An 18,998-nucleotide genomic window follows, 5' to 3' on the forward strand; every position below is an offset into this window, starting at 1 on the left:
CGTCTCATCCGTCGTGGTGGCCGCGGCGGATCGTCAGCGTGCTGACGTTCCGCCCCGCCACCAGCTCGTAGTCGAAGCCGTCCACCGCCGTGAGCGCCAGGAAGACGCCGAGCCCGCCGACGGCGCGCCGGGCCAGCGGCATCTCCAGGTCGGGCGACTTCATCCCGCCGCGCGGGTCGAAGGCCGGGGCGTCGTCGACGAAGCGCACCCACACCCGGTCGGGGGCGATCCCGCCGTCCACGCAGATGTCGCCGCTCGCCCCGCGGTAGCCGTGCATCACGATGTTGGTGGCCAGCTCGTCGGCCGCCAGCCGCAGCCGGTAGGTCTCGCTGCTGCTCAGCCGTCCCGACCGTCCTAGCTCCAGGACGAACCCGGCGACCAGGTCCAGGGATTCGAGGTCGGCCGGGACGCGCAGCCGCGTCGCGGTCCGGGCGGCGAGCGGCAGGTCGCACCACTCCTGCTCGGCGGTGTGCTCGGCCGGCGCGGCCCCCGAGTCGATCGCCATCTCCGTGGCCCCTCTCAGGCGTCGATCAGCTCGATGCTGTGGTCGAAGCCGGCCAGCCGGATGGTGCGGCTCACCGGCTCCGTCGCCCCGATCACCGCGATGCGCACCTCGTCGCCCATCTTCTGGCGGGCGAAGACCAGGGAGCGCAGGCCGGCGCTGGCCAGGAAGTCGAGATGCCGGGCGTCTATCTCCAGCCGCACCGCGCCCTGCTCGGCCGCCCGGTCGATCAGGTCGTGGAAGCGGGGCGCGGTGGACGCGTCCAGCTCTCCCTTGATCTCGATCGTCGCGATGCCCTCGGACACGCTCAGGATTCCGTCGAACGACATGAACAGCTCTCCTTCTGTGAGGGGGTTCAGCCGGTGCGCCGGTCCCGGCCGACGAGGATCACCAGCGCGTGCGGGCCGAGGTGGTAGCGGCCCGGGTGGTGCAGCTCGGGCTCGGCGCCGAGCGGGCCGGGGCGGTGCGGGGCGCCCAGCCCGGTGTCGGCGAACAGATGCCAGGCCTGCCCCTCGGGCAGTCCGGGCAGCTCCAGGTCGTGCGACTCCCAGTGGGCGTTGGCGGCCACGTACACGTGGTCGTCGCGCACGGTGCCACCCCGGGCGTGACGCCCGCAGCGCATCCAGGCGAGGACCCTGCTGTGCGCCGACCAGTCCGGGTCCCAGGCCCGCACCCCGTGCCAGCCGAGGTCCGGGTAGCCGCTGCCGACCCGGTCGGAGCCGGTCGGGTGGTCGGCGGAGCGCAGCACCGGGTGGGCGTGCCGGAAGGCGATCAGGGCCCGGGTGAACTCCAGCAGCTCCGCGTTCGCCTCGACGAGCCCCCAGTCGAACCAGGACAGCGCGTTGTCCTGGCAGTAGCCGTTGTTGTTGCCGCGCTGGGTGCGCCCGACCTCGTCCCCGGCCAGCAGCATCGGCACGCCCTGGCTGGTCAGGAGGATGCCCAGCATGTTCTTCATCTGGCGCGTCCTGAGGCCGCGGACGTGCGCCGAGTCGCTGGGGCCCTCCTCCCCGCAGTTCCAGCTGTGGTTGTCGTTCGCCCCGTCGCGGTTGTCCTCGCCGTTGGCCTCGTTGTGCTTGTCGTTGTACGAGACCAGGTCGTGCAGGGTGAACCCGTCGTGCGCGGTGACGAAGTTGACCGACGCCGAGGCGGTGCGGCCCCGGTACAGGTCGGGAGAGCCGGCCATGCGGGTGGCCAGCTCGCCGACCAGTCCGGGCTCGCCCTTGACGAACCGGCGCACGGTGTCGCGGTACTTGCCGTTCCACTCCGACCAGCGGCCGTAGTTGGGGAAGGCGCCCACCTGGTAGAGCCCGGCCGCGTCCCAGGCCTCGGCGATCAGCTTGGTGTGCCGGAGGATCGGGTCGTGGGCGAGTTGCTCCAGCAGCGGCGGGTTGGGCAGCGGGGTGCCGTCGGGCGCCCGGTCGAGGATCGCGGCGAGGTCGAAGCGGAAGCCGTCGATGTGGTACTCGGACACCCAGTAGCGCAGGCAGGACAGCACGAAGTCGCGGACCACGGGGTGGTTGCAGTTGACGGTGTTGCCGGTGCCGCTGAAGTTGTAGTACTCGCCCTGGGGCGTGAGCATGTAGTACGTCGCGTTGTCCAGGCCGCGGAACGAGATGGTCGGGCCCTGCTCGTTGCCCTCCGCGGTGTGGTTGAAGACCACGTCGAGCATGACCTCGATGCCGGCCCGGTGCAGTTCCCGGACGAGGGTCTTGAACTCGTCTGCCTGCATCCCGAACCGTCCCGTGGCCGCGTAGCCGGCCTTGGGGGCGAAGAACGAGACGGTGTTGTAGCCCCAGTAGTTGTGGAGCCGGCCGCCGGTCGCCGGGTCGGTGCGCGGGTTGTCCAGCTCGTCGAACTCGAAGACCGGCAGCAGCTCCACGCAGTTCACGCCGAGCTCCGCCAGGTACGGGATCTTCTCCCGCAGGCCGGCGTAGGTGCCCGGCGCGCTCACCCGGGACGAGGGGTGCCGGGTGAAGCCCCGGACGTGGGTCTCGTAGATGACCAGGTCCTCGGTGGGGATGCCCAGCGGGGTGTCGTCGCCCCAGTCGAAGTCGTCGTCGAGCACCTTCGCCCGGTACGGGTAGACGTCGTCCCAGTCCGGTTCCCGGCCCCACACGTCCCGGCCCGAGATCAGCCGGGCGTAGGGGTCGCTGAGCACCTTGCCCGCGTCGAACCGGTCGCCGGCCCCCGGATCGAAGGGGCCGTCGGCGCGGAAGCCGTACTCCAGGTTCTCCGCGTCCAGGTCGAAGACCGTCATCGCGTACACGCTGCCGATGCGGAACTCCGGTGGGAACTCCAGTTCGGCCATGGGGCGCCGGGCGCCCCGCTCGAAGAGGACCAGCCGCATCGCGGTCGCCCGGTCGGAGTAGACCGAGAAGTTGATCCCCCCGGGCACCGGATGGGCGCCGTACGGGAAGGGCCGTCCGGCCCGGACCCGGTGGCCGCCGATCCGGCGGGTGGGGAACGCGTCGACGCGCTCACGTACGTCCGGGGTGGTCATCGGCCCGTGTGTTCCCGTGCCGCGTCCAGGTCTTCCTCGATCTCGAAGAAGTCCAGGAACCCGGTGGCGGACATCACGAACCGGACCTCCTCCGACAGGCCGACCAGCGTCACCCGGGTCTCGAGCTGCTGCGCCCTGCGGTGCACGATCAGCAGGGTGCGCAGCCCGGCGCTGGAGACGTACGAGACGCCGCCGAGGTCGATCAGCAGCCGGCTGCCCTGTCCGACGAACGGCAGGAGCTGGGCCTGGAGCCCGCCGGACGTGGTCGAGTTGATCTCTCCTTCGAGGACGACGACCGCGGTGTCGCCCTCGGTGCGGGAGCTGAGCTTGACGGTCATCCCGCCACCTCCGTCCGGGCCACGGGGGCCAGCCGAACCTTCACCTTGACCCGGCCCGACGTCTCGGGGAGCTGCACCAGCAGGCCCTCGGCGTCGAAGCCGGTGTGCGGCTCACCGTCGATCTCCACGGACTCGATGCGCACCGAGCCCCGCGGCAGCAGGTCGGGAGCCACCCGCAGCACCCGGCCCTCGATCAGCGCCGGGTCGGGCTTGAACCAGAAGTCCATCGCGCTGCCGCCGAGCAGCAGGTTGTTGTAGACGGCCGCCAGGTAGCACAGCTCCGCCGAGTGGTACATCGACATCGAGTGGCTGCCCTTCAGCCGCTCGACCCCGAGCAGGTACGGCAGCCCGCTGGCCAGCGTGTTGAAGTAGACGGCGCCTTCGTCGTGGTCGAGGAAGAAGGCGTTGTAGAAGGCCTGCGCGTCGCGGGCCTCGCCCTGGAAGTCGGCGCGGCCGGTGACTCCGCACAGGATGAGGTAGGCGAGGATCGCCTGCTCCTGCTGCCACCACGCCTTGCGGTCGTGCCAGGTGAACCGGTGCCGGTCCTCGCCGTCCCGCCGCACCCGCTCCACCACGTCGTACCAGCCGCCGCGCTGCCGGTCCGCGCCCCACTCGGGCATGGTCTCGCCGAGGGAGGTGGCCAGTTCCAGGTAGGCGTCCTTGGGGCGCAGCGAGTGCATCCGCAGCAGGTTCCAGGCGATCTTCAGGTTGTGGCCGACGACCGCCCGGTCCTGCTGCCAGCCGTGCGTGGTGTCGTGCGACCAGTCCTTGTGGAACCGCTCCTGGACGAAGGGGCTGTGCCCCGGGTCGGGGAAGCGGCCGACGACGGTGTCGAAGGTGTACTCCAGCATGTCGGCGTAGGTCTTCTCGCCGGTGGCCAGGTACAGGTTGATCAGGTAGGCCGGCGCGTGGTCGCCGACGGAGTTCCAGTTCTTGCGCGCCCGGTTGGGGCCGAGCGACTCGTGCTCGGCGCTGAGCAGGATCGGGTCGATGTGGGAGAAGTACCCGCCGTGCTCCGGGTCCAGGTAGAACCGGTCGAAGAGCCGGATGGTGGCGTCCGCGTCCGCCTTGATGCGGGGGTCGCCGGTGATCCGGTACGTCTGGACGGGGCCGGCCAGCGCGTAGATCTGCTCGTAGGCGGGCAGCGCGTCGTAGTCGTCGGAGAACTCCGAGGTGAAGAGCTTGGTCTCGACGTCGCCGTCGACCTTCAGGCCGTGGTACCAGTACACGACGTTCTCGTCGGCGTCCACGAACCGCATGTGCTCGCGCAGGTACTCGGTGCCCCGCTCGGCGACCTCCAGGTACTCGTCGTCGCCGGTGAGCAGGAACGCGGAGGCCATGCCGTACACCAGCCGGGAGATGGTGTCGGTCTCCTGGACGTGGCTCGCGGTCTTGTCGCCGCTGAGCCGGATCTCGGTGCGGTAGCGGGTGAAGTCCACCGGCCCGTCGCCGAACTGGGCCTTGCGGTAGAAGGCGGCGATCTCGCGTATCTGCCGGATCCACCAGCCGGCCTCCTCGAACCGGTGGTCGTCCGGCTGCCGCCCGGTGAAGATCAGCCGCTTCGCCTCGAACCGCGGCCCGCCGGCCCCCGGGTAGAAGATCCCGTACGCCAGGACGTACCGGCCCTCCCCGATCAGCGAGTCGATGTGCCCGGTCGCGTCCTGGTACGGCTCCCCGAGGTTGTGCAGCAGCTCGGCGGACGGCCCGCCGTCCAGGGAGACCTCGAAGGGACGGCCGTCGGCGGTGACGAGGGTGAAGACGCGTGCCTCGCGATCGAATCCGGCCACCCGGCCCGCGACGGTGTCGGAGAACGTGAAGTTGACGGTGTCGGACATGGTCACACCCTTCGCTTTATGTTTTCGAATTCGCCCGGGACTGATGAACCATCGAATCTCCCGTTCTTGACATTTCGCGAACTTGTCATATCTTCAGCGCACTCGTTTGCCGTGGACAAAGAGCGGTCGCGGACTTCCTGAACTTTCAACTCTGCCGCCGGCGTTCTTCCGTGAGCCGGCGCACGGCGGCCAGCGGAATCGGCAGCCAGGCGGGCCGGTTGTGCGCCTCGTAGACCGCCTCGTACACCGCCTTGTCCGCCTCGAAGGCGCGCACCAGCAGGGGCGCCCGGCGCGGGTCCTGACCGCCGCCGGCGGCGTAACCGGCGCAGTACGCCTGCCGGTTGTGCACCGACCAGGCCGTGGCCCGGCGGCCCAGCCGGGCGGCACGCGGGTCGCCGGCCGGGATCTCGCCCGGCGGCAGGCCCAGCAGCTCGGTCAGCGCGTGGTGGGCCGCGTAGTCGAAGGAGCGCAGCATCGCCGCGACGTCGCGCAGCGCGGGCTGGGGGCGGCGGCGCTCCTCGGGGGAGTGCCCGGGCTCGCCCTCGAAGTCGATGAGCACCCAGCCCCGCCCGGTGCGCAGCACCTGCCCCAGGTGCAGGTCGCCGTGGATCCGCTGGACCAGCGGCGCCCGGCCGCGCAGCACCCGGATCCGCAGGTCGTCGTGGAGTCCCCACAGCTCCCGCGCGTACGGCGCCAGGTGCGGCACCGCCCGCAGTCCCGCCGCCAGCCGGTCGCCCAGCAGGTCCAGCAGGGCCACGGACTCCCGACCGCTCAGCGGCCTGCTGCCGAGCTGCCCGGCCAGCGCGGTGTGCACCCGGGCGGTGGCGAGCCCCAGCCCGTACGACTCCTCGGCGAAGCCGCCGAGCGGCGCGGGGACGCCGCCCTCCCCCTCCAGACAGGCGCGGGCCCGGCCGGTGGCCGCCGCCCAGCCGTCCCCGTCGGAGCGCACGAACTCCTGCAAAATGCCCAGCGTGCAGGCGCCCAGCGGGGAGTCGCCGGTGGCGCGCACCTGCCCCAGCGGCGCCGCGCCCGGCACACCGCCGGCCCGCTGCAGCGCTCCCAGCAGCTCCAGTTCGGGGCTGGTTCCGGGCACCGGCCTGCGCAGCACCTTGAGCATCGCCCGGTCCCCGAAGGCCACCGAGGTGTTGGACTGCTCCGCCGTGCTCGCCACTCCGGGCAGGCCGTACGGAAGCTCGCTCCCGGGCAGCCTCTCGAAGCGCACCGGGCCGCCCCGCTCGGCGCCGAAGCACCCCAGCAGCCGGGTCATCGACTCCGGGTCCTGCGTGGCCTCGTACAGCGTGAGCGCGGTGCCGTCCGGCGCGTCGAGCCGCCCGATCACCGAGCCGGGCGGCTCGGCGCCGGGCCCGCGCCGCACGCCGACCAGTGCCTGGTACGGCCCGTCCGGTCCGGCGTCGAACACGGCGAGCAGCAGCCCCGGTTCACCCGGCAGCACCCGCTCCAGCAGCCGGACGCCGACCCGCGGCACCCCGCCGTCCTTGCCCGCGAACCAGCGCCGCCCGGGCAGCCAGGCCCCGAGCAGACCCCCGAGCCCCGCCCGCACCCGCTCCACATCCGCGTCCACCAGCGTCGTCATACGCCCCGCACCCCCGTCCGGCCCGTCCCCACGAAGGTCCGGCCCGGGTTCGTCTCCGCCGTGGTCGTCATGCGGCCCGCACCCCCACCCGCATCCGTGCCGCGGGCACCCGTGGCGCCGGGGGGCGGGAGTCGGTGCGCGGCGCCGACGAGAGGACCGTGGCCGCGTGGGCCAGGGAGACCATCGTCATGTGGTGGTGCCAGCCCCGGTAGGAGCGGCCCTCGAAGTCCCGGATGCCCAGGCCCTCGCTGACCTCGGTCAGGTCGCGGGCGACACGGCGCGCGAGCATGGCGGTGCGGTAGACGGTGCCGAGCTGGGACTGCGGCAGGTTCGACAGCCAGTACCCGCTCGGGGTGCGCCGCCCCGGGTCCTGCCAGGCGCCGACCAGGATCAGTTCCTGCGGGTCGGCGGCAGCCGGCCGGGACGCCTCGGGTCCGGTGCGGCGCAGCAGGACCCTGGTGGCGCCGACCGAGGTGGCCCGCAGGGCGTCCGCCTCGTGGTCGTACCACTCCACCGGAAGGCACTGCCTGCTCAGCTCCGGCACCAGGGCCAGCGGGGAGCCGGGCGGGCACGGGGCGCCCGTGTCCTCCGACACCGGCTCCGGGGCCCCGGGCCGCACCGCCGGCCGCACCGGCCGCAGCGCCAGCGAGCGGACCGCCGGATCGACGCGCACCACGAACGGCACCCGGCGCTCCAGCAGCAGCGCGCACACGCCGTACGCGTCGCTCTCCCGCAGGTCCATCACCACCGGCCGGTGCGGCAGACCCCACTCCCCGGCCATCGCGGACACCGCCTGGACCGCGCACTGCTCGGGCGGGCACGAGCCGACGTCCTCCGGAATGCAGGCCCGCCGGCGCAGGGCCGCCTCGCCCGCCCAGCTCTCCGGCAGCGCCAGGCGCCAGTCGACCGGGCACGACGCCCGGTCCGAGGCCAGCCACACGCCCACCGCCTGCTGGCAGTTGACGACCCTGCCGTACTGCGACACCCAGCGCCGTTCCACGCCCACCGAGTGCTGCCCCACCTTCGCGATCACCAGGGGGTGCACCACCCAGGCGCGCGGCTCGATCCGCAGCAGCAGGTCCGCGAGTTCCCGGCGGACCGGTTCGGCGGCCCACGGGGACTTGGTGATGAACTGGTAGAGGCTCTGCTCCACCCCGCCGCCCGCGCCGTCCGCGATCGCCCGCATCGTCTTGCGGCCGGGCACGGACAGCAGGCCCCGCACGTACAGCTCGCCCCAGCGCCGCTGGTCGCTGCGCGGAATGGAGCGGAAGGCGCGGGAGAGCATCTCGGAGATCAAGCTCTCGGAAACCGGGGGAACCTCTTCCCCGGAGACCGTGGAAATCTGTGCGGAAACCGCGGCGGCAATGTCGGCGGGCCCCGCTGTCTGACGTTCGCCGGGCATGACTCGGCCCTCTCTGGAAAGCGTGAGGATTCACCCGGGGCCGGCGCGGCGGACGCGTAGCGGCGTCCGCCGGCGCGCCGGCCCCGGCAGGAGCCCGTCGGCCCAGGGGGGCGGGCGACGGGAGCGGGACGGGGACGGGCGGTCGGGGGAACGGCCCGCCCTCGTCCTTGCGTGCGGCCCCGGACGGGGCCGTGGCGGGCGGGTCCTGGGTCGTGTCCGCGAAGCCGCGCCGTTCGGCCCGTAGGGCTGGCGTCGCGGCGTCCGGTGCGTGCTCTCGGGGTGCCGGCCGGATGCCCTCGTACTGGGTGTACTCGGGCTTTCGGCCGGTGCGGCGAGAGTGCGTGCCGGGCCTCGTGACGCAGGCGCGACTCCGCGGACACGGCCTAGGGCCGCAGGGCGAGCAGCGGGTCCGGGGCCAGCGCGCGGAACAGCGGCTCCCAGTCCGCGGGCGCCGGGCCCGGCTCGTTGTAGACCTCGAACGTGCGGCGCGTGGCCGCCGGTGAGCCGAGCGCCCGCACACAGGCCTCCGCCACCGAGGCGCGCGAGACCCAGCCGTCACCGCGGTCGCCCTGCTCCAGCCGGACGCCCGCGCCCGCGCCGCCGTCGTCGGTCAGCCAGCCGGGCCGTACGACCGTGTAGGCCAGCCCGGAGTCGCGCACCGCGTCCTCGCCGCGCAGCCGCCAGTCGAGCAGCCGCCCGTAGGCGTTCATCGGGTGCTCGCGCCGGGTCACGAATATCTGGCTGACCAGCACGAACCGAGGCCGCTGCGCGTACTCGGCGGCCGCCGTCAGCACATTGCGCACACCGCTGTACACGGTGGTCTCCGGGCTGTCCGGACCGGAGTCGGCGGTGCCCGGCTCGACGCTGAACACCACGGCGGCGCAGCCGCGCAGCGCCGGTCCCAGCGTGTCCGCGTACCGTACGTCCGCCTGCCACGGCTCGACGCCGGGCGGCGGGGGCGTTCCCCGCTCCGGGTGCCGGCTCACCACGCGGACCCGCTCGCCCGCCTCGGCCAGTCTGCTGGTCACGAGGGCTCCGAGCCGTCCCGCCCCGCCGATCACCGCTATGGGGCCGTGCATGTGCATGATTCCCCCTATGTGTCTGCCGTCCGCCGTCCCCGGCGGGTTCACACCCAGCGCAGGACGTCGTCGGCGTTCCTCAGCTCGGTCGCGGCGGGCAGCCCGGTCAACGTGGGCACCGTGAGCCGCGGGTAGACCGTGACCCCGCGGAACCTGGACCCGGGCCGCAGCACGGCCCCGTCGCCGATCGCGGTGCGGCCCTCGAGCCGTGTCGGGCGGGCGCGTTCCGAGTGGACGACGGCCATCGGGCCGACGTAGCTGTCCGAGACGTCCGCGTGGGCGCCGATCACCGCCGACTCGCCGACGGCCGAGTGCGCGAGCGTGCTGCCTTCGCGGATCTCGGCCCCGTCGCCGACGTCCGCGTGCTCCAGCCGTACCCCCGGTCCGATCTCGACCTCGCGGCCGATGCGCACACCGGGACCGATCAGCACCGAGCCCTCCTCGATCTTCTGGGCGAGGGTGGTGCCGGTCAGGTCGTCCTTCGTCTGCAGGCTGCTGTCGTGGATCCAGCCGTGCGGTCCGGCCTGCCCGGTCCGCTCCATGAGCCGGTTCATCTGCTCGTACCCCCCGTCGAGTACGAGCCGCAGGGTGTCCAGGTAGTCCGGCACGTTGCCCAGGTCGCCGAGTCCGCCGATGGCGTGGACGGCCACCGGGTGCCCGTTGCCGGCCAGCCAGGGCAGCAGGTCACCGCCCCAGTCCAGCCGCTGGTGGGAGCGCCGGAACAGTTCCGGCTCCCTTGCCAGCAGCCGCAGCCGGGCGCAGTCGACCAGGTACATCCCGGCGTTGGTGGGCAGGGTGGCCCGCTCGTCGGCGACCGCGTCCGGGAAGAGCTCGCGCAGCCGCCCCGCGGCCGGCTTCTCCACGAAGCCCGTCACCAGTCCCGCCGCGTCGGTGCGCATCACCCCGTACTTGTCCGCGATCTCCCGGGCCGTGCGTTCCACCGCGGCCACCGTGACCACGGCGGCGTGCCGGTCGTGCGCCGCCCGCAGGGCGGCCAGGTCGAAGTCGAAGAGCGAGTCGACCGGCAGCACCAGGGCCTGGCCCTGCAGGTCCCACTGTTCGAGGTTGTGCAGCGTGGCGCCGGCCGAGCCGACGTTGTAGCGGTCAAGGCGCGACCGGGAGTACCGGATGTCCACGCCGTGCCGCTCGCCGTGCCCGAGGAGCAGTTTGATCTGGCTGCGGTTCTCCAGGCCGTGGGCGACCACGTGGAAACGGCGGATGCCCTGGTCCCGGCAGGCTTCGACGACCCATTCGATGAGCCGCCGGCCGACGAACGGAATGAGCGCCTTGCTGCGGATGTAGTCGGCCGATTCGAGGGTGATGGGTTTCGCCCGTTCCCCCCGGCCGCCCGCGAGAATGATTCCGACGGTCTCCGGATTCCGACGAGGGACCATCTTTTCCCCCCTATGAATGCGTCGGACGTCCGCCCGGACCTTCGGTCAGCCCCATTCCGGGTCGTTCACGGGACTGCCGGCCGTCTGAGTCGCCGACTGGACGTGCGCGGCCCGTTCGGCCGACTGGACGCCGAGTCCGAGGAGGAGCACGAGGGTGAATATCGCGGTGAATCGACTGGCGTTCGTTCCCTTGGAATTCATGTGGATTCCCTCCCAGGTGGCTGATTAGGCGCTGTCGCCTCCGCCGCGAGAAGCATGCCGCAGCCAGGGGCCGATTTTCTTCGCTTGGTAGCCTCGTGATCGCGCATTGCGCATTTCTGAAGGGGGAACGAATGTGCAGGAAGTCGGACAATCCCTCCCATTCCCATGTCGTCAGGCTGTGCGACGACGGACTGGCCCGCTATCGGGAAGCGCTTACGAAAGGTCCGATTGATGGGGAAGTCCCGGACTGCCTGGTCGAGCTGGGTCTGATGCGGCCGCTGGCCGAAAACCCGCTGATCATGGGAGTGGTGCCGCCGGACATCGCGGTGAGCGAGTTCTGCCGGCCCATCGAGCGCGCCATCCTCGTCCAGCAGCAGGCCGTCGCGGCCGTCCGGGAGGCGCTCAGCGCCGCCGAGGACGTCTACCGCGAGGAGCAGGGCACCGCCTCCGCCGACATCCGTCTGCTGCACGGCGAGGACGTGATCAGCGCCGCGCTGCAGAAGTCCGCCGACGCCTGCCGGGCGGAGCTGCTGACGGCACAGCCCGGCGGGGGACGGGCCACCGCACTGCTCAGCAAGGCGCTGCGCCGGACCCTGGAGCTGGCCGAGCGCGACATCCGGCAGCGCACGCTCTACCAGCACTCCGTGCGCACGCACGGCCCCACGCTCTCCTACATCGAGCAGGTGACCGCGGTCGGCGTGGAAGTGCGCACCCTGAACGAGCTGTTCGACCGGCTCATCATCTTCGACCGCAAGATCGCCTTCATCCCCGACCCCCGGCACGACCTGCGGACCACCGCCCTGGCCATCGAGCACCCGGCGATCGTCCACTACCTGGCGACGGTCTTCGACCACGCCTGGCGGCGCGCCGAGCCGCTGAGCATCACCCAGGAGCGGTCGCGCCCTCCGCTGATGACCGACGAGACCCGGCGCGCCGTCCTGCGGCTGATGATCGAGGGCCACACGGACGCGGCGATCGCCAAGCGCCTCGGCATCAGCGCCCGCACCGTCTCCACCCACATCGGCCGCGCCGCCGAAGCCCTCAACAGCAAGAGCCGAGCCCAACTCGCCTACGCCCTGGCCGAGTCCAAACTCCTGGAAGACACCCCCACCTGACCCCACACCCCAGGCCCCACCCCCCAAGGCCCCCGACCCGCAGGGCCGCCGGCGCCGCACCCGCCCGAGACCCACGGCCCCAGAGGCCGCCGCCGGCGCCCCGCCCCCTGGGCCCGCCTACCCGCAAGCCGCCAGGACGCCCCCTCCCCAGCGCCCACAACCACAAGCCACCGCCGCACCCCCCAAGACCCCCGGCCCGCAAGCCGCCCGGACGCCCCACCCCCCAAGGCCCCGACCCGCAAGCCGCCGACGGCGCCGCACCCCCACAGGGGCCACCCGCACCCGACGACGATGGCCGCACGGGTGGTGCGGGTGGGAACCCGACCCCGCCGAAGGCGAAGCCGAGGCGGACCGGAGGAGACGAAGCAGAGGCGGCCCGGAGGAGACGAAGCCGAGGCGGACCGGCGATGGCGAAGCCGAGCCGGAACACCCCCGCTAAACCCCCGCCGCGGCCAGCACCCGCGCCACCCCACCCCGCCCCACCCCCGCCGGCACCCCCACCACCGCCCGCCCCGGCATCCGCGACCGCAGCTCCCGCAGCACCGGATCCAGCATCCGCGGAGCCGCCGTCACCACCGAAGTCCCCGGCCACAGCGCGAGCCCGACGGCCGCGGCGGAGAGCCCTGCGTCGTCCAGGTAGACGAGGTGGGCGTGCCCGAGCCCGGGCGAGGCGGCCCGCGCGGCCACCGCGAGACGGGTACCGGCCTCGCCGATGGAGATCAGCCGGGCGCAGGCGGCCTCCGGGTCGCCCAGCGCCAGCGAGGACAGCGCGGACTCGCCCTCCTCCCCGCTGCCCCGGCCCGCCCCGGCCCGTTCTCCCAGCACCAGGCAGTGCGGCCGCGCCGAGCGCGCCGCCTGCCGCACCACCAGCCGGGTCTCCTGCTCGCCGCAGGGCACGGCGAGCGGGACGCCCGACAGCCGCCGCACCTCGTCGTACCCGTCCGGGAAGTGCTCGGCCGGCACCACCACGGTGGCGCCGGCCTCCAGGCAGTCCCGCCACGGCGGCCACGGCGCCGCCGCACGGCCCTCCGCACCCGGGGCGACCACCACGAACGGCCGGAACCCGGACGCGCCCAGACCCGTCACCATCTGGGTGAGCACCGAGCCCACGTTGGGCAGCGAGAAGAAGCGGTCCGGGTGCGCGGCGGCGAACGGATGGTCCTTGTCCCGGGGCAGCGTCTCCAGGCAGACGACCCGGCCGTCGCGCCCGGCGACCGCCGCGAGCTCGGCCCGGAAGGCGTCCCGCGCGGAGAGGCCCACAGCCACCACTTCCCCCCGTCGGCGGACCGGCGGCCGTCCAGCGGCGCGCCGTGTCCGAGTCCAACTGCTCCCTGAACGGCCCTCGGCAGCGGCGTTCCCGCCCGTACCGACGGCCTGGCCGGTCACCCGGCTCCGGCGCGCCCGGGTGGTCAGCCCCGGCCCGCGCCCTCGTCCACGCCGATCTCCAGCAGCAGGTGCTCGACGACGTCGTCGCCGTACGCCTCCTCGACCAGTTCCACGGACCGCACCACCCGCAGCGCCCGCCCGCACTCCCGGGCGATCCGGTGCAGCTCCCCGAGCACGCCCCGGCTGCTGAAGTGCAGCAGCGCGCGACCGCCCGGGGCGAGCATCAGCGGGGCCTCGGCCAGATAGCGCCGGTGCGCGCGGTAGCCGGGGTCGACGTAGGCCCGCTCGTGCATGGAGCGGTAGGCGTAGTCCTCGGGCGCCCGCACGTAGTTGGAGCTCCAGAAGACGGTGTCGAAACGTTCCTGCCGGAGTTCGGTGAACAGATCGCTCCGCACCGCCCGCACCCGGTCCGCCACTCGGTGCCGCGCGGCATTGCGCTCGGCGTTCTCCACCGCCCGCGGATTCACGTCGGCGGCCACCACCCGCGCGCACCCCGCAAGCGCCGCACTCACCGCGATGACCCCCGTTCCGCAGCCCATTTCCAGGAATGAACCACTCCATTCACCGGGGTCCGCCCGGTCGAGTCCGAGCAACCCGAGCGCGACGGCGGTCGAGGGCGAGAAGACGGGAGCAAACACTTCGTCAAGAAGGTCCCATCGCAGGCCCATGAATTCGAATTCGGAAGGCCGGTCGGCCCGCGTCAGCGACAACCGGCTGCGCTCCAGCGAGCGCACATAACTCTGCGTTCCCGACATGCTCTCGTCCCCCCGTTGGACGCTTCGCGGCGGCGGCGTCAGCCTGCACAACCGGCGCGGTGTCAGGGCTTATTGTCGGGCAGCCGGACACCCGGGCGGAATGTGCAGCGGTAACCGCCGCACACCGCGCCGACGGTGTCCCGGTCACCGCGGCACGTTCCCAGGGAAGGGAATTCGGCCATTAACCGTTCCAACCTCATTGTTTCCAGCCATCGTTGACGCCCGTCGTGCACGCAATCTAGGTTCACGAAAGTCCGGCGGAGCCGGACACTGCAGGCGCCGCTGATCAAACAGGGGGTGAGGTCGGTGCGGCCCACGGACGACTTCGTACAGGACGAACTGCTCAGACTGCTCGAACTGCTCGCCGCCGAAGCCCCGCCCCACCGATTCCAGCCACTCCCGGCCACCGGCGCCGCCGCACCGGTGCCGGCCGAGTCCCTGGCCCTGCTCAACCGGGCCCGCACCCTGGCCCTCGACGTGCACGGCCTGCTCACCCGGCACCAGCAGCGCGAGGCCGCCCTCGCGGCCCTCGTGGACACCGCGCGGGAACTGACCCTCCCGTACGACGTGGACGCGCTGCTCCAGGTGATCGCCCGCCGGGCCCGGCTGCTGCTCAACTTCGACATGGCCTGGATCGCCCTGCGGGACCCCGCCGACGGCCGCTCCCACGTCCGCGTGTCCGACGGCCACGCCTCCACGATCACCCCGGGCTTCGTCATCCCGGCGCAGGGCGGCGTGGGCAACGCGGCCGCCGAGCGCTCCGCGCCCTACTGGACCGCCGACTACCTCACCGACGACCGGTTCCCGCACTCCGCGGCCACCGACGAGGTCGTCACCGTCGAGGGCCTGCACGGCCTCATGGCGGTGCCCCTGAAAGAGGGCAGCAGCACCTTCGGCGCGCTCTACGGCGCCAACCGCTCGGTACGCCACCTCACACCCGACGAGATCACCCTCGTCTCCTCACTGGGCGACCTCGCCTCCCTCGCCATCAAGAAGGCCCGGCTGCTCGCCCGGACCCGCTCCGAGCTCAGCGAACTGGAACTGGACGTCTCCCGCGCCCTGGACTCCTCCACCGCCGAGCGCCTGGCCGGCGGCGTCCACACCCGGCTCATCGACATGGTCCTCGGCGGCCGGGGCCTCGGCGAGGTCGCCGCGCGCGCCGCGGCCGAACTGGGCGGCGCCCTGATGGTCCGCGACGCCACCGGCCGGACCCTGGCGGTCACCGCCGGCTTCCCCGACGTCGACGAGGCGGAACTGTTCCAGCGGACCCTGGACGCCCACACCGAACTCGCCCCCATCCGCTCCGCCGACGGACTGTGGCTGTGCCCGGCCACCGCCGGCCGCGAGGTGCTCGGCACCGTCGTCCTGGCCCCCGACGGCCCGGCCGCCGACTACCAGCTCCGGCTGCTGCGGGCCACCGCCCAGTCCACCGCGGTCCTGCTGCGCATCCAGGCCGGCGCCGACACCTCCGCCGACGGCGGCCGCAGCCAGCTCCTGCAGGACCTGATCGGCGACTCCCCCCGCGCGCCCGAACAACTCGCGGTGCACGCCCGGCGTCTCGGCGTCGCCCTCGACGACCCGCACGTGGTGCTGATCGCCCGGCCGGACGGCGGAGCCGGCGGACGCGCCCTGGTGTGGGCCTCCTCGTACGCGCACCGGATGTCCGGCCTGCAGACCACCGTGGACGACTGCCTGGTCCTGCTCGTCCCCGGCACCGACCCCTCGGCGGCCGGCCGGGCCGTCACCGCCGAGCTGGCCTCGGTCACCGGCCGCCGGGTGACCGTCGGCTCCGCCGGCCCGGTCGCGCACCCCGGCCCGCTGCACGGCACCTACCAGGAGGCCAGGCGGTGCCTGGAGGCGCTCACCGCGCTCGGCACCGACGGAGGCAGCGCCTCGGCGCAGGAACTGGGCTTCCTCGGACTGCTCCTCGCCGACAGCCCCGACATCCCGTCCTTCGTGCGGACCACCATCGGCCCCGTCATCGCCTACGACGACCGCCACCGCACCGACCTGGTCCACACCCTCGAGGCCTACTACGCCTCCGGCGGCAGCCCCCGCCGGGCCGCCGAGACACTGCACGTCCACCCCAACACCGTCTCCCGGCGCCTGGAACGGATCACCGAACTCCTCGAACCCGCCTGGCAGGAGCCCATGCGCGCCCTGGAGGTCCAGCTCGCCCTGCGGCTGCAGCGCACCCGGCACGCCATCCGCTCACCGCTGTCCGCCCGCTGAAACGGAAACGGCCGCGGGCCCCGGAGAAGTCTCCGGGGCCCGCGGCCGGTTCGGCGCTGGAGACCGGCGGTCAGCCGGTCATCCGAGGTCAGCCGTTGCGCTTCCAGCGCGGCTTGTCGTCGCGGCGCCCGAAGGAGCCGGAGCCACCGCCGCGGTGGTCGTCACGACGGCCGTAGGGGCGGTCGTGACCGGCGGAACGGAAGCCCGGACGGTCGTCACGGCGCTCACGGTTGAACGGACGGTCGCTGCCCCGGTGACCACCGCGGTCGTCGCGGCGGAAACCGCCCCGCTCGTCCCGGCGCTCGAAGGGACGGCCACCGCGGTCGCGGTCGGCGGGACGACGGTCGTCACGACGCTCGAAACCCCGGCCGCCACGGTCACCGCGGTCGTCACGACGCTCGAACGAACGACCACCACGGTCGCCGCGGTCGTCACGACGCTCGAAACCACGGTCGCGGTCCCGGTCCCGGTCGAACGGACGGCGGTCGTCACGACGCTCGAAACCCCGGCCGCCCCGGTCGTCACGACGCTCGAAACCCCGGCCGCCACGGTCGCCGCGGTCGTCCCGGCGCTCGAAGCCACGGCCACCACGGTCGTCACGACGCTCGAACGAACGACCACCACGGTCACCGCGGTCGTCACGACGCTCGAAACCACGCCCGCCGCGCTCACCGCGCTCGTACGGCGCCGAAGCCGCCGGACGGTCCTCACGCTCGGTCTCACGCTCGGCCGGCTGCTGCGCCACGGCCTCGACCACGGCCTCCGCCGCGGCCGCCTGGGCCTCGGCCACCGCGGTCTCCGGGTCCTCGCCCCGCTCCCGGGCGACCCGGGCCACCAGACGGTCGGCCTCCTCGCGCAGCTCGGCGGCCCGGCGCTGCGCGCGCTCGAGCTGCTTGGTGAGCTGGGCCAGGTCGCGCTCGGCCTGCTGGGCCGCGTTGTTCGCGGACTCGGCCTGGACCTCGGTCATCGACCGGGCGCCGGTGATCTCGGCGACCTCCGGGTCGAAGGCGCCCGCGCCCTGGATGATGTGGCGCGCGGCGTCGACGCCCGCGTCCTCCATCAGCCGGAAGATCTGGCGCCGCTGGTGCGGCAGCGACAGGGAGACGACCGTGCCGGTACGGCCCGCACGCGCCGTACGGCCCGCCCGGTGCAGGTAGTCCTTGTGGTCGCCGGCCGGGTCCACGTTCAGCACCAGGTCGATGCCGTCCACGTGGATGCCGCGCGCCGCGACGTCCGTCGCGACCAGCACGTTGACGTAGCCGTCCTTGAAGTCGGCCAGCGTCCGGGTCCGCGCGCCCTGGGTCATGCCGCCGTGCAGCGCGTCGGCCTTCGCACCGGCCTCACGGAGCTGCTCGGCGACCCGGTCCGCGCCCAGCTGGGTGCGGACGAAGATGATCGTGCGGCCCTTGCGGGAGGCGATCGCGGCCGTGACCGGCGCCTTGTCCTTGGGCTTCACGATGAGGATGTGGTGGGACATGGTCGTCACCGCACCCTGGGCCGCGTCCACCTCGTGGCTGACCGGGTCGTTCAGGTAGCGGTCGACGAGCGTCTTGATCTCGTTCTCCATGGTCGCGGAGAACAGCATCCGCTGGCCGCCCGCCGGGACCTGGTCGAGCAGCTCGGTGACCTCGGGCAGGAAGCCCAGGTCGGACATCTGGTCGGCCTCGTCGAGGACGGCGATCCGGGTGTCCTCGAGGGAGCAGGCGCCGCGGTTGATGAGGTCGCGCAGCCGGCCCGGGGTGGCGACGAGGACGTCGACGCCGCGCTCCAGGGCGTAGATCTGGTTGCCCATCGACGTACCGCCGCAGACGACCTTCATCTTCAGGCCGAGGACGTCGCCGTACGGCTGGAGGGCGTCGGCCACCTGCATGGCCAGCTCACGCGTCGGGGTCAGGATGACCGCGCGGGGCTTGTGCTTCTGCGTGCGGCCGCCGGCCAGCGTGGCCAGCGTCGGCAGACCGAACGACAGGGTCTTGCCGGAGCCGGTGCGGCCACGGCCGAGGATGTCCTTGCCGGCCAGGGCGTCCGGGATGGTCGCGGCCTGGATCGGGAAGGGGGTGGTCACGCCGTTCTGCGCGAGCTTGCGCACGACGCCCTCGGGGAGACCGAGGTCGGCGAAGGTGATCTGGGGGGACTGAGGGGTGTCAGCGGTCTCGGGGACCTCGGTGATCTCGGTCGTCCCGTCCACGAGCTCGTCGTTGACGTTCTCGTTCTCGGGCATGACGATCTGATCAGTACTGGACACGGACATGCGAATGCGAAACCTTCCGGAGTCTCTTCGGCACGCGCCCGTCAACTCCGTGAGTCGCAAATGACCGCCTCAATGCGGTCCGCCACGGCAAGGGAGAGTACGCGCCACACGGCGCGCTCTGTGGTGGCGCCGGGCAAATGGGATCAAACGATCTACCACCATACGCACCCACCACCCCCAAAGGCAAACCCGACCCCATCACCACAGGTCAGCGGCCCTCCCGACCCCCCACCTCACACCGGCACCCCCGCCACCGGCGCCGGCTCACGCCGCACCCACTGCGCCCGCGCCTCCTCATGGGCCGACGAGGAGGGCTCCGCCGACGGCGGCGCGGACGACGGCTCCGGAGGCGTCGACGCCGGAGGCTCCGGCGGAGCCGAGGTCACCGGAGGCGACGGCTGGACCTTCGTCGGC

General features: G+C 72.9%; 14 protein-coding genes. 2 read left to right on the top strand and 12 right to left on the bottom strand.

The annotated features are described in order from the left end of the window. Positions 1 to 4 precede the first annotated feature (4 nt). The 9 genes from ACZ7JA_RS08810 to ACZ7JA_RS08850 form a co-directional block, all read right to left on the bottom strand. Entirely contained in the window at positions 5 to 505 is a 501-nt protein-coding gene (locus ACZ7JA_RS08810; protein ID WP_351661370.1) for an ATP-binding protein, read from the bottom strand. 14 nt (positions 506 to 519) lie between these two features. Continuing rightward, complete coding sequence (locus tag ACZ7JA_RS08815) at positions 520 to 831, bottom strand: STAS domain-containing protein (RefSeq protein WP_351661372.1); 312 nt, start codon at positions 829 to 831, stop codon at positions 520 to 522. A gap of 26 nt (positions 832 to 857) precedes the next feature. Then, positions 858 to 3,002 carry a glycogen debranching protein GlgX gene (glgX, locus tag ACZ7JA_RS08820; protein WP_470807774.1) on the bottom strand — a complete coding sequence of 715 codons (2,145 nt, stop codon included), beginning with the start codon at positions 3,000 to 3,002 and terminating at the stop codon, positions 858 to 860. Further along, entirely contained in the window at positions 2,999 to 3,340 is a 342-nt protein-coding gene (locus tag ACZ7JA_RS08825; protein WP_351661376.1) for an STAS domain-containing protein, read from the bottom strand. The genes glgX and ACZ7JA_RS08825 overlap by 4 nt, the downstream gene beginning before the upstream one ends. Beyond that, positions 3,337 to 5,175: an AGE family epimerase/isomerase gene (locus ACZ7JA_RS08830; protein WP_450752935.1), complete on the bottom strand. Its 1,839-nt coding sequence runs from the start codon at positions 5,173 to 5,175 to the stop codon at positions 3,337 to 3,339. Before ACZ7JA_RS08830 ends, ACZ7JA_RS08825 begins: the two co-directional genes overlap by 4 nt. Positions 5,176 to 5,320: 145 nt before the next feature. Beyond that, positions 5,321 to 6,769: a maltokinase N-terminal cap-like domain-containing protein gene (locus tag ACZ7JA_RS08835; protein WP_470807775.1), complete on the bottom strand. Its 1,449-nt coding sequence runs from the start codon at positions 6,767 to 6,769 to the stop codon at positions 5,321 to 5,323. A 67-nt stretch (positions 6,770 to 6,836) separates the two neighbouring features. Continuing rightward, positions 6,837 to 8,054 (bottom strand): IS701 family transposase, encoded by a 1,218-nt coding sequence (locus ACZ7JA_RS08840; RefSeq protein WP_470807776.1) that lies wholly within the window; start codon positions 8,052 to 8,054, stop codon positions 6,837 to 6,839. 500 nt (positions 8,055 to 8,554) lie between these two features. Beyond that, positions 8,555 to 9,250 (bottom strand): SDR family oxidoreductase, encoded by a 696-nt coding sequence (locus ACZ7JA_RS08845; RefSeq protein WP_351661384.1) that lies wholly within the window; start codon positions 9,248 to 9,250, stop codon positions 8,555 to 8,557. A 47-nt stretch (positions 9,251 to 9,297) separates the two neighbouring features. Then, on the bottom strand, positions 9,298 to 10,644 hold the full coding sequence (locus tag ACZ7JA_RS08850; RefSeq protein ID WP_389306325.1) for a sugar phosphate nucleotidyltransferase: 1,347 nt from the start codon (positions 10,642 to 10,644) through the stop codon (positions 9,298 to 9,300). Between the two features lie 470 nt (positions 10,645 to 11,114). Here ACZ7JA_RS08850 and ACZ7JA_RS08855 point away from each other — a divergent pair, with 470 nt between their 5' ends. After that, the gene (locus tag ACZ7JA_RS08855) at positions 11,115 to 11,960 is read left to right on the top strand and encodes a helix-turn-helix transcriptional regulator (RefSeq protein ID WP_351661388.1); all 846 of its coding nucleotides are present in this window, start codon (positions 11,115 to 11,117) and stop codon (positions 11,958 to 11,960) included. Positions 11,961 to 12,395: 435 nt separating this feature from the next. Here ACZ7JA_RS08855 and ACZ7JA_RS08860 read toward each other — a convergent pair whose 3' ends face one another. Together ACZ7JA_RS08860 and ACZ7JA_RS08865 are read right to left on the bottom strand one after the other, a co-directional pair. Next, complete coding sequence (locus tag ACZ7JA_RS08860) at positions 12,396 to 13,226, bottom strand: hypothetical protein (RefSeq protein ID WP_470807777.1); 831 nt, start codon at positions 13,224 to 13,226, stop codon at positions 12,396 to 12,398. A gap of 143 nt (positions 13,227 to 13,369) precedes the next feature. Continuing rightward, on the bottom strand, positions 13,370 to 14,101 hold the full coding sequence (locus ACZ7JA_RS08865) for a class I SAM-dependent methyltransferase (RefSeq protein ID WP_351661392.1): 732 nt from the start codon (positions 14,099 to 14,101) through the stop codon (positions 13,370 to 13,372). Between the two features lie 306 nt (positions 14,102 to 14,407). Here ACZ7JA_RS08865 and ACZ7JA_RS08870 point away from each other — a divergent pair, with 306 nt between their 5' ends. Continuing rightward, positions 14,408 to 16,333, top strand: coding sequence for a helix-turn-helix domain-containing protein (locus ACZ7JA_RS08870; RefSeq protein ID WP_470807778.1), 1,926 nt, complete (start codon positions 14,408 to 14,410; stop codon positions 16,331 to 16,333). Positions 16,334 to 16,421: 88 nt separating this feature from the next. Here ACZ7JA_RS08870 and ACZ7JA_RS08875 read toward each other — a convergent pair whose 3' ends face one another. After that, on the bottom strand, positions 16,422 to 18,584 hold the full coding sequence (locus ACZ7JA_RS08875) for a DEAD/DEAH box helicase (RefSeq protein ID WP_470807779.1): 2,163 nt from the start codon (positions 18,582 to 18,584) through the stop codon (positions 16,422 to 16,424). Between the last annotated feature and the right edge of the window lie 414 nt (positions 18,585 to 18,998).

The sequence above is a fragment of the Streptomyces sp. NPDC038135 genome, from assembly GCF_055601245.1.

Bases quoted from the DNA above. Each gene is read 5' to 3' on its own strand.
- ACZ7JA_RS08825 (WP_351661376.1), bottom strand. From the start codon at position 3,340: ATGACCGTCAAGCTCAGCTCCCGCACCGAGGGCGACACCGCGGTCGTC.
- ACZ7JA_RS08815 (WP_351661372.1), bottom strand. From the start codon at position 831: ATGTCGTTCGACGGAATCCTGAGCGTGTCCGAGGGCATCGCGACGATC.
- ACZ7JA_RS08845 (WP_351661384.1), bottom strand. From the start codon at position 9,250: ATGCACGGCCCCATAGCGGTGATCGGCGGGGCGGGACGGCTCGGAGCC.
- ACZ7JA_RS08840 (WP_470807776.1), bottom strand. From the start codon at position 8,054: ATGCTCTCCCGCGCCTTCCGCTCCATTCCGCGCAGCGACCAGCGGCGC.
- ACZ7JA_RS08850 (WP_389306325.1), bottom strand. From the start codon at position 10,644: ATGGTCCCTCGTCGGAATCCGGAGACCGTCGGAATCATTCTCGCGGGC.
- ACZ7JA_RS08865 (WP_351661392.1), bottom strand. From the start codon at position 14,101: ATGTCGGGAACGCAGAGTTATGTGCGCTCGCTGGAGCGCAGCCGGTTG.
- ACZ7JA_RS08855 (WP_351661388.1), top strand. From the start codon at position 11,115: ATGCGGCCGCTGGCCGAAAACCCGCTGATCATGGGAGTGGTGCCGCCG.
- ACZ7JA_RS08810 (WP_351661370.1), bottom strand. From the start codon at position 505: ATGGCGATCGACTCGGGGGCCGCGCCGGCCGAGCACACCGCCGAGCAG.
- ACZ7JA_RS08875 (WP_470807779.1), bottom strand. From the start codon at position 18,584: ATGTCCGTGTCCAGTACTGATCAGATCGTCATGCCCGAGAACGAGAAC.
- ACZ7JA_RS08830 (WP_450752935.1), bottom strand. From the start codon at position 5,175: ATGTCCGACACCGTCAACTTCACGTTCTCCGACACCGTCGCGGGCCGG.
- glgX (WP_470807774.1), bottom strand. From the start codon at position 3,002: ATGACCACCCCGGACGTACGTGAGCGCGTCGACGCGTTCCCCACCCGC.
- ACZ7JA_RS08835 (WP_470807775.1), bottom strand. From the start codon at position 6,769: ATGACGACGCTGGTGGACGCGGATGTGGAGCGGGTGCGGGCGGGGCTC.